At 65.6% G+C, this 8,725-nt stretch carries 9 protein-coding genes; 4 read left to right on the top strand and 5 right to left on the bottom strand.

Annotation, left to right across the window (positions count from 1 at the left end):
* Positions 1-40 precede the first annotated feature (40 nt).
* Positions 41-382: a cupin domain-containing protein gene (locus IRZ56_RS14620; protein WP_196145574.1), complete on the top strand. Its 342-nt coding sequence runs from the start codon at positions 41-43 to the stop codon at positions 380-382.
* Between the two features lie 3 nt (positions 383-385).
* Here the strand turns inward: IRZ56_RS14620 and IRZ56_RS14615 are convergent, their stop codons facing one another.
* Together IRZ56_RS14615 and IRZ56_RS14610 are read right to left on the bottom strand one after the other, a co-directional pair.
* On the bottom strand, positions 386-751 hold the full coding sequence (locus tag IRZ56_RS14615; RefSeq protein ID WP_196145573.1) for a YbaN family protein: 366 nt from the start codon (positions 749-751) through the stop codon (positions 386-388).
* A 7-nt stretch (positions 752-758) separates the two neighbouring features.
* Positions 759-1,346 carry a YecA family protein gene (locus IRZ56_RS14610; protein WP_196145572.1) on the bottom strand — a complete coding sequence of 196 codons (588 nt, stop codon included), beginning with the start codon at positions 1,344-1,346 and terminating at the stop codon, positions 759-761.
* 256 nt (positions 1,347-1,602) lie between these two features.
* On the opposite strand from IRZ56_RS14610, the gene recQ reads away from it, so the two are divergent.
* Together recQ and IRZ56_RS14600 are read left to right on the top strand one after the other, a co-directional pair.
* Positions 1,603-3,741 carry a DNA helicase RecQ gene (gene recQ, locus IRZ56_RS14605; RefSeq protein ID WP_196145571.1) on the top strand — a complete coding sequence of 713 codons (2,139 nt, stop codon included), beginning with the start codon at positions 1,603-1,605 and terminating at the stop codon, positions 3,739-3,741.
* 116 nt (positions 3,742-3,857) lie between these two features.
* Entirely contained in the window at positions 3,858-4,295 is a 438-nt protein-coding gene (locus tag IRZ56_RS14600) for a MarR family transcriptional regulator (RefSeq protein ID WP_196145570.1), read from the top strand.
* Between the two features lie 66 nt (positions 4,296-4,361).
* Here the strand turns inward: IRZ56_RS14600 and IRZ56_RS14595 are convergent, their stop codons facing one another.
* Positions 4,362-6,548 carry a patatin-like phospholipase family protein gene (locus tag IRZ56_RS14595; RefSeq protein WP_196145569.1) on the bottom strand — a complete coding sequence of 729 codons (2,187 nt, stop codon included), beginning with the start codon at positions 6,546-6,548 and terminating at the stop codon, positions 4,362-4,364.
* A gap of 69 nt (positions 6,549-6,617) precedes the next feature.
* Here IRZ56_RS14595 and IRZ56_RS14590 point away from each other — a divergent pair, with 69 nt between their 5' ends.
* Complete coding sequence (locus tag IRZ56_RS14590; RefSeq protein ID WP_196145568.1) at positions 6,618-6,899, top strand: SelT/SelW/SelH family protein; 282 nt, start codon at positions 6,618-6,620, stop codon at positions 6,897-6,899.
* Here the strand turns inward: IRZ56_RS14590 and IRZ56_RS14585 are convergent, their stop codons facing one another.
* Together IRZ56_RS14585 and IRZ56_RS14580 are read right to left on the bottom strand one after the other, a co-directional pair.
* Positions 6,900-7,790 (bottom strand): DMT family transporter, encoded by an 891-nt coding sequence (locus tag IRZ56_RS14585; RefSeq protein ID WP_196145567.1) that lies wholly within the window; start codon positions 7,788-7,790, stop codon positions 6,900-6,902.
* Positions 7,791-7,905: 115 nt separating this feature from the next.
* The gene (locus tag IRZ56_RS14580) at positions 7,906-8,670 is read right to left on the bottom strand and encodes an AraC family transcriptional regulator (protein WP_196145566.1); all 765 of its coding nucleotides are present in this window, start codon (positions 8,668-8,670) and stop codon (positions 7,906-7,908) included.
* Positions 8,671-8,725: the final 55 nt, after the last annotated feature.

The following is an 8,725-nucleotide window of genomic DNA, read 5'->3' as shown; positions in this document are numbered from 1 at the left end:
GTCTCCTAGACTGGGCTCAAGCCTCTTCGGAATCAGCCCAATGCCCCAGCGCGAAGTCCACAGCCCCGCCCAGGCCCTTTGGCAGCCCATGCTCCTGGGTGGCCAGCGCCTGCACGGCGTTTCCTGGAAGACCCTGGCCGATGCCGGCCCCTGGCAGGCCTATTGGATGAAGATGTCCCCCGGTAGCCGTTCGATACCGCACCGCCATGCAGCCGTCGAGCTGTTGCAGGTACTGGAAGGCGAGGTGATGGATGTCGACGGCCAGCTGTTCCGCGCCGGCGACAGCCTGGTCTATGCGCCCGGCTCCGAACACTGGCTGCGTTCGCCCCACGGCTGCTTGTTACTGGTGGTGGAATCCGAACCCTCGACCCTTGGCGAATGACGCTCAGCCGGGCCGGTGCAGGGTTTTCTGCTTGAGGATGTACAGGCTGACCAGTACCGCGCTGGACAGCATGAAAACGCGTGCCCAGAACAGCGGCACCAGGTAGCACGACAACCCGATGCTGGCCCACATCAGGCCGATGGCGTAGACCTTGCCTCGCAACGGGATGCCCTGGCCGCTCAGGTAGTCGCGGATCCACGGCCCCAGCTTGGGGTGGTTCACCAACCAGTGATGAAAACGCGGCGAACTACGGGCGAAGCAAGCCGCCGCCAGCAGCAGGAACGGGGTGGTGGGCAACACCGGGAGGAAGATCCCCAACACCCCCAGCGCGACGCTGAGCCAGCCGATGGCCAGCAGCAGGTAGCGCATGACCGGCTTAGTGGTGGCGCGGCTTGAGCAGGGCAGGTTTCTCGTCCGGGGCGTGCAGCAGCAGGAACAGTGCGGTGAGCGCTTCCGGGATTTGCACGATCATGTCGTCCTGCAGGCTGGCGTTCTTGGCGATGTCTTCGAACTCTGGCTGTTCGTCGAACAGGCCCGAGCCGACCATGATCGGCAAGAGCATCTCGCTGACTTCCTCCTCGGCGTTCTCGAACCAGGCCTCTTCACGCAGGAATACGCCTTCCATGAAGCCGATGCACCAGCCGCGCAGGTCGGAGTCGTCCGGCTCGTCGGTCAGGTCCAGGTCGCACGGCAGCTCGAATTCATCGTCGCTGGCCAGCTGGCGGCCGATGTGCGCCTTGAGCGCGACCAGGGTGGCCTCGATCTCGGTGCGCTGGGCCTCGCTGGCGTAATGGGGTTCTTCGGCGAACAGGGCGTCGATCCATTCGCGCTCAGGAACGTCTTCCGAGCAGATCGACAGCGCGGTCAGGTAGCCGTGGGCGGCGACGTAGTCCAGCGCTTCTTCGTGCAGCTCGTCGGCGTCGAGGAAGGCTTGCAGGCGGGTCAGTTGCTCGGCGAAGGACATTACAGGGCTACCTTGGGGAATAAACGATAACGAATTCTAGCACCTTGCGGCGGCTGGGGGGCAAAGGGAACGTCTGTCGCAGGAAGGCGCCTGGGGCCCCTGCATGAGCAGGCACTGGGGTATAATCCGCGATTTTTCATCCAGGGGCGCCGTTTCCCGGCCCTCCGGCAAAAGCCGCTTACGCATTCGTGAGTGTGCCCCGCGGATTTTTCGTCCAGCCTGTGTCCAGGATGGTATGGCGATTTTGGAGTTTTCAATGCTCGAACAGGCTCAGCGCGTCCTCAAGGACATCTTCGGTTACGACAGTTTCCGGGGGCGCCAGGCAGCGATCATCGAATGCGTGGCCAGTGGTGGCGATGCCCTGGTGCTGATGCCCACCGGCGGCGGCAAGTCGCTGTGCTTCCAGGTCCCGGCCTTGCTGCGCCCGGGGCTTGCGGTGGTGGTCTCGCCGCTGATCGCGCTGATGGACGACCAGGTCGCCACCCTCGATGAACTGGGCGTGGCCGCCGCTGCGCTGAACTCCACCCTGAGCCCCGAACAGCAGCGTGAACTGGCCGGGCGCCTGCGCCGCGGCGAGGTGAAGATGCTCTACCTGGCCCCTGAGCGCCTGGTGCAGCCGCGCATGCTGGAGTTCCTGCGCACCCTGGACATCGCCCTGTTCGCCATCGACGAGGCTCACTGCGTCTCGCAATGGGGCCATGACTTCCGGCCGGAATACCTGCAACTGGGCCAGCTGGCCGAGCTGTTCCCCCATGTGCCGCGCATCGCCCTGACCGCCACCGCCGACATGCGCACCCGCGAAGAAATCGTCCAGCGCCTGCACCTTCAGGGCGCCGAACGCTTCCTGTCGAGTTTCGACCGGCCCAACATCTTCTACCGCATCGTGCCCAAGGAGTCGCCACGCAAGCAGCTGATGGCATTCCTCGGCGAGCGCCGCGGCAACGCCGGCATCGTCTATTGCCTGTCGCGCAAGAAGGTCGACGAAACCGCGGCCTTCCTCTGCGAACAGGGGTTCCCGGCCCTGCCGTACCATGCCGGCCTTGCCGCCGAGACGCGTTCGGCCAACCAGCACCGCTTCCTCAACGAGGAAGGCCTGATCATGGTCGCCACCATTGCCTTCGGCATGGGCATCGACAAACCCAACGTGCGCTTCGTCGCCCACCTCGACCTGCCCAAATCGATGGAGGCCTATTACCAGGAAACCGGCCGTGCCGGCCGTGACGGCCTGCCGTCCGACGCCTGGATGGCCTACGGCCTGCAGGACATGGTGATGCTCAAGCAGATGCTGCAGAACTCCGAGGGTGACGAGCGCCACAAGCGCATCGAGCAGCACAAGCTCGACGCCATGCTGGCCCTGTGCGAGGAAACCCGCTGTCGTCGCCAGTCCCTGCTGGCCTATTTCGATGAAGTGCTCGAACAACCGTGTGGGCATTGCGACAACTGCGTCGACCAGGTGCAGACCTGGGACGCCACCGAGCCGGCACGTCAGGCCTTGTCGGCGGTGTACCGCACCGGCCAGCGCTATGGTGTGGGCCACCTGGTGGATGTGCTGGTGGGCAAGGACACCGAGAAGGTGCGCAATTTCGGCCACGAAAAACTGTCGGTCTTCGGCGTCGGCAAGGCGCTGAGCGAGCACGAGTGGCGCTCGCTGTTCCGCCAGTTGGTGGCACGCGGGCTGGTGGACATCGACCTGGAAGGCTACGGTGGCCTGCGTTTGTCCGACAGTTGCCGGCCATTGCTGCGCGGCGAGGTGAACCTGCAGCTGCGCCGCGACCTCAAGCCCCAGACCGTGGCCAAGTCCTCCGGCGGTGGCAGCCCGGCCAGCCAGTTGGTGCGGGCCGAGGAGCGCGAGCTGTGGGAAGCCCTGCGCGCCCTGCGGCGCAAGCTGGCCGCCGAACACAGCGTGCCGCCCTATGTCATCTTCCCCGACTCGACGCTGCTGGAAATGCTGCGCAGCCAGCCGACCAGCCTCAGCGAGATGGCCCAGGTCAGCGGCGTGGGGGCGCGCAAGCTCGAGCGCTACGGCGAGGCCTTCCTCGATGTGCTCAACGGTGGGGAGGGCGAAGAAGCGCCGAAGGTGGTACTGGACCTGCGCCATGAGCTGGTCAGCCTGGCCCGTGCCGGCATGACCCCGGCACAGATCGCTGGCCAGCTCAATTGCAGCGAAAAGAACGTCTACAGCCTGTTGGCCGAGGCCCTCGGCCGTCAGGAGCTAACCCTTGAGCAGGCGCTTGACCTGCCAGAAGAGTTGTTGATGGAGGTGCAGGACGCCTTCCTCGACGGCGAGGGCGAGCTGCCGCCGGTGGCCACGGTCTCGGCGCTGTTCGGCCCGCGTGTGCCGGAGGGGGTGCTGCACTGCGTACGTGCGGCGTTGGCGGCCGAGTTCGAGCTGTAGCTGATTCTTGTCATGCTTTTTGACGATTCCCGGACACGCTGGCGCCCACGAACCTTGCCTGTTAGCGCGGGCCATGGTTAGCTGGCTAATAATTAGTTCTGTTCATAGAGTCACTTATGCCCCTGACCGATAACCAACACCGCTTCGGCATGCAGCTGGCCCAGATGTCCCGCGGCTGGCGCGCCGAGCTGGACCGCCGCCTGGCCGGCCTCAATCTGTCCCAGGCCCGCTGGCTGGTGCTGCTGCACCTGGCCCGATTCGACGATGCCCCCACCCAGCGTGAACTGGCCCAGAGCGTAGGCGTCGAAGGGCCGACCCTGGCGCGTTTGCTCGACAGCCTGGAAAGCCAGGGGCTGGTACGGCGCCAGGCGGTGATGGAAGATCGGCGCGCCAAGAAGATCCTGCTGTGCCCACCGGCCAAGCCATTGATCGAGCAGATCGAGACCATCGCCAATGCCCTGCGCCAGGAGCTGTTCACCGGGGTCGATGAGGCTGACCTGGAGGTCTGCATGCGTGTGCATGCGAAGATTCTGGCGAACCTCGAGAAGTCTTGAACGAATGAAATGGGCTGCTGTGCAGCCCTTTCGCGGGGCAAGCCGCCTACAAGGGCGCGTGGGGTTTCAGAAGGTGTGCCCCAGGTTCAGGTACACCGCCTTCTGGTGCTCGCTGTTGGCCCCATAGCTGATGTTCAACGGCCCAAGCGGCGTTTCCAGGCCCAGGAAGATACTCGCCGCGTTGATATAGCCACTGTCGAATTCATTGTCGTTGTTCCACGCCCGACCCCGCTCCAATGAGCCGCCCAGGTACAGCGGGAAATCCAGGGGCAGGTAGGCGCGCGGAGTCAGCCGGCGGTAGTAGACCATGCGCATCAGGCTGATGTTCTGCCCGGAGACCGAGTCCTGGCGAAAGCCCGACAGTTGCCTGGCACCGCCGAATACGAAGCTCGACGTCACCACTTCCGCATCGTCCAATGTGCGCCCGTAGCGCCCGCCCAGCACCCAGGAGTTGGGCCCGCTGCTGAAAGCCTTGTCGAGCTTGAGCTGCCATTGGCGGTAGTCGTGGTCCGAGTCCAGGGACTTGTCGTACTTGCGTAGCGTCAGGCCGATGTCCTCGCCGCTGTGCGGGAAATAGACATTGTCGAAGGTGTCGAAAGAGTACTTCAGCTCATAGAAGCCTTCATTGAAGCTGACCTTGGGCAGGTCCTGGTCGCCGATGCGCACCTCGGCTTCCCCCCACGCCTTGCCCACCCCCAGGCGAACTTCGCCATAGGTGCCGATCTGCCGGCCCAGGTTTAGGCCGAAGCCGTAGCGCTCCAGGCGGTATTCGGCCACCGGGTCGTTGTCCAGCGTGGCCTCGATGTTCTGCGAGCCGAGGTCCAGGTAGGGCGCGATGAAGTAGCGCGACCCCACGTCCAGTGGCTGATAGAACTCGCTGTACAGCTCCTGCTGGTCGCCGATCTGGGCGCGGGTCAGCCATTCGGCGCCCAGCTGGTTGATGCCGTTGACCCGATAGCTGGCGCCAAGGTTGAAGGCGCTGTCGCCGCGCATGTCGTCCGACAGGTTCAGGCCCAGGCGCAGGTAGTCGGTGCCGCCGCGCTTGCCGCGGGCATTGATCACCAGGGTGTTGTCGTCGCCCTTGTGCACCACCCGGTATTGCACCCGGTCGAAGTAGTCCAGGCCATAGAGGGTACCCATGTCGGTCTGTAGGCGGTCCAGCTCCAAGGGTTCGCCCAGGGGTTGGCGGATGTAGTAGCGGATCACGTCGTCGCTGACCTTCGAGTCGTTCTCCACCTTGATCGCGGTGATCACCGGCCGGCGCTGGCGCGGCGAGCGGGCCACCGCCAGGCCGCTGTCGCCTTCGGCGTTGTGCAAGCCGGCCAGGCGGGTATCGAGGGCTCGGGTGGCGCGGTAGCCAGCATCGATCATGTCCTGGGCACGGCCGAAATCGGTGACGCCGAAAGCGGCCAGAGGCGGCTGGATGAGGATGTCGTCCTGGCGCAGGCTGGCCAATTGTTCCTCGGAGTTGCGCCGGGTCATCAGGGTGATCGACTGGTTGAGCACATCGACCACCGTGGCCAGTTGCTTGCGGTCACGCAGCGGGCTGCCGATGTCGACCACGATGGCCAGATCCACGCCCATGTCCCGTGCGACATCCAGGGGGATGTTGTCGACCATGCCGCCGTCCACCAGCAGGCGGCCGTCCAGCTCGACCGGGGCGAATACCGCCGGGATCGACATGCTGGCGCGGATCACCTGGGGCAGGTGGCCCCGGCGAAACACCACCTTTTCGCCGCTGGCGATGTCGGTGGCCACGGCGCGGAAGGGGATCGGCAGCTTGTCGAAGTCGCGGGTGTCGGCGGTGTGGGCCAGCTTGCTTTCCAGCAGCAGGGAGAGGTTCTGGCCTTGAATCACGCCCAGCGGCAGGCCCAGGCTGCCATCGTCGCGAAAGCTCAGCTTCTGCTTGACCAAGAAGTCACGGTCGTCCTGCTTGCGCCGGAAGGGGACGTCCTTGCGCGGTGGGGCGTCGGAGAGGGCCTGCTGCCAGTCGAGCGTGGTGGCGAGTTTCTCCAGCTCCTCGACACTGTAGCCGGAGGCATACAGCCCGCCGACCACCGCCCCCATGCTGGTGCCGGCGATGGCATCGATGTGCACCCTTTGTTCTTCCAGGGCCTTGAGCACGCCAATATGGGCCAGGCCCCGGGCAGCGCCGCCGGACAACACCAGGCCGACCTTGGGCCTGGCCGGTTCGGCGGCCAGGGTGGCGAAGGAGGTGAGCGTCAGTAAAAGGCAGAACAGCAAGCGGCGCATCGTGAGTCTCAAAACCGTGGGCAAAGACCGCTAGTATAAGCGGCTCATCCCCGAAGGAGACGCGCTGCCATGCCCCAGGCCAAGCCCGAAATCGTCATCACGTATTGCACCCAGTGCCAATGGCTGCTGCGAGCCGCCTGGCTGGCCCAGGAACTGCTCAGCACCTTTGCCGACGATCTGGGCCGCGTGGCCCTGGAGCCGGGCACCGGTGGCGTGTTCCGTATTACCTGCGACGGCACGCAGCTCTGGGAGCGCAAGGCCGATGGCGGCTTCCCCGAAGCCAAGGTGCTCAAGCAACGGGTGCGCGACCAGATCGACCCACAGCGCGACCTTGGCCACAACGATCGCTGATCAGGCGCCCTCGGCCACGGGCCGCTGCCTGGGCGGCTGCTCGGCGGCCATGCGACTGGACAACACGATGGCGAAGATGATCAGCGCGCCGCCTGCCAGCATGCGCAGGGTCGGCGTTTCGGCGAACACCACCCAGGCCACGGCGATGCCATAGACCGGCTCCATGCCGAACACCACCGCCGCCGTGCGCGCCTTGATCACCGACAGACTGGCGACGAACAGGCTGTGGGCGACACCGGTGCAGAAAATACCCAGCAAGCCGATCCATAGCCAGTCCATGGGCTTCACGGCGGTCAGCCCCGGCGCGGCCACCGGCAGCAGGCACAGGGCGACCACCAGGTTTTGCCACAGCGCGGCCTGTACCGCAGGCAGGCGCCCGGAGCCGGCCCGGTTGGTCAGCGACAGCAGCGAGAACAGCAGGCCGGAGAGCAAGGCCCAGAGCAGCCCGCCGGTGGCCTCGCTGGCCAGGTCGAAGGCGGGCGTGACCAGCATCAGGCCGATGCTCACCAGCAGCACCAACACAGCTTCGTTACGGCGGATGCGCTCACGGAACAGCAAACCTTCGAGGATTACCGTGAACGCTGGGAAGCCGGCGAAGCCCAAGGTTGCGATGGCCACGCCGCCGACCTTGACGGCAATAAAGAAGCTCACCCAGTGACTGGCCAGCAACACGCCGCCGAGCAATAGGCGGCGCAGGTCCTGGGCCTGCAGGCGCTGCCAGCCCTGGCGTGCCAGGCTGGCGAACAGCCCCAGGGCGAGCACGGCGAAGGCCGCGCGGCCGAACACGATAATCGTAGGGCTGGCGCTGGTCGCCAGCTTGCCGAAGACCCCGGTGAGGCCGAAGAAGAGGGCGCCGATGTGCAGGGCGCCGAGGGCGGTGCGGTGGTTCATGCTGGTCCTTGTGATGACAGTAGTCACCTTGAATAGGTGCAGTCCTGCGATTGGGCTCGATACCGAAGGGCCAGTCTACGAGGACCATCACCCGCTGTCTGTCGCGATCCTCGCGTCAATTGTCGCCAGGCTCGCGGCGCAAGGCCATCGGCGAGCAACCGAAATCGCGCAGTACGGCAGCCGAGAAGGCACTCTGGGAGCTGTAGCCGACTTGCGCGGCGATTTCGCCGATGGACAGTCGGGTTTCCTTCAACAGGCGGCGGGCCTTGAGCAGGCGGCGCTGGCGAATGTAGTCCATGGGGGTCATGGCGCATTCGGCGGCGAAACGTGCATGCAGGCGTGCGTTGGAGAGACCGGCCAGGCGCGCCAGGTCGGCGACCTGCAGCGGGTGGGCGGCATGCTGCTCGATGTGGGCATCGAACGCGGCGTAGGGCAGGCGTCGCTGCACCAGGGAGGGGGCGTCCTGTGCATTGAGGCTGGCCAGCAGTAGGACCGCGCCCTGCCGCGCGATCAGCGGATCGTCCACCGGGCTGCTGGCGAGCCAGTCGACCAGTTGCTGCTGGCGGTTGTCCAGGCTCAGGGCGCCGGGTTTGTCGAGCAGCCGGCGGCTGGCATCGGCATGGTTTCCCAGTTGTTCGTGAAGCCAGTGCTCGCCCGGGACATCCAGCACCAGGCAACGGCTGCCCGAGGGGCTGCCGCAGGCGTGATGGGCACCAGCCGGCACCACCATCAAGCCTTGTCGGTCGACTTGTGCGCCGCGGCCCTGGACTTCGAAATCCAGCCGCCCGCCCAGGCCGAACACCAGTTGCGGGTGCTCGTGGCTGTGGGCGATCAGGTCGTGGCGGTAATGGCGCAGGGAAAGGATCGGGCCGGCGGTCATGGGGGCTCCTCGCAGTGCAGAGGGCAAGTGTACACCTGCAACGGTCGTCACCGGT

The sequence above is a fragment of the Pseudomonas guariconensis genome (assembly GCF_015680235.1).
Classification (GTDB): Bacteria; Pseudomonadota; Gammaproteobacteria; order Pseudomonadales; family Pseudomonadaceae; genus Aquipseudomonas; species Aquipseudomonas guariconensis_A.
This window is presented reverse-complemented; position numbering and strand designations above follow the sequence as displayed.

Bases quoted from the DNA above. Each gene is read 5' to 3' on its own strand.
- IRZ56_RS14620 (WP_196145574.1), top strand. From the start codon at position 41: ATGCCCCAGCGCGAAGTCCACAGCCCCGCCCAGGCCCTTTGGCAGCCC.
- IRZ56_RS14615 (WP_196145573.1), bottom strand. From the start codon at position 751: ATGCGCTACCTGCTGCTGGCCATCGGCTGGCTCAGCGTCGCGCTGGGG.
- IRZ56_RS14610 (WP_196145572.1), bottom strand. From the start codon at position 1,346: ATGTCCTTCGCCGAGCAACTGACCCGCCTGCAAGCCTTCCTCGACGCC.
- recQ (WP_196145571.1), top strand. From the start codon at position 1,603: ATGCTCGAACAGGCTCAGCGCGTCCTCAAGGACATCTTCGGTTACGAC.
- IRZ56_RS14600 (WP_196145570.1), top strand. From the start codon at position 3,858: ATGCCCCTGACCGATAACCAACACCGCTTCGGCATGCAGCTGGCCCAG.
- IRZ56_RS14595 (WP_196145569.1), bottom strand. From the start codon at position 6,548: ATGCGCCGCTTGCTGTTCTGCCTTTTACTGACGCTCACCTCCTTCGCC.
- IRZ56_RS14590 (WP_196145568.1), top strand. From the start codon at position 6,618: ATGCCCCAGGCCAAGCCCGAAATCGTCATCACGTATTGCACCCAGTGC.
- IRZ56_RS14585 (WP_196145567.1), bottom strand. From the start codon at position 7,790: ATGAACCACCGCACCGCCCTCGGCGCCCTGCACATCGGCGCCCTCTTC.
- IRZ56_RS14580 (WP_196145566.1), bottom strand. From the start codon at position 8,670: ATGACCGCCGGCCCGATCCTTTCCCTGCGCCATTACCGCCACGACCTG.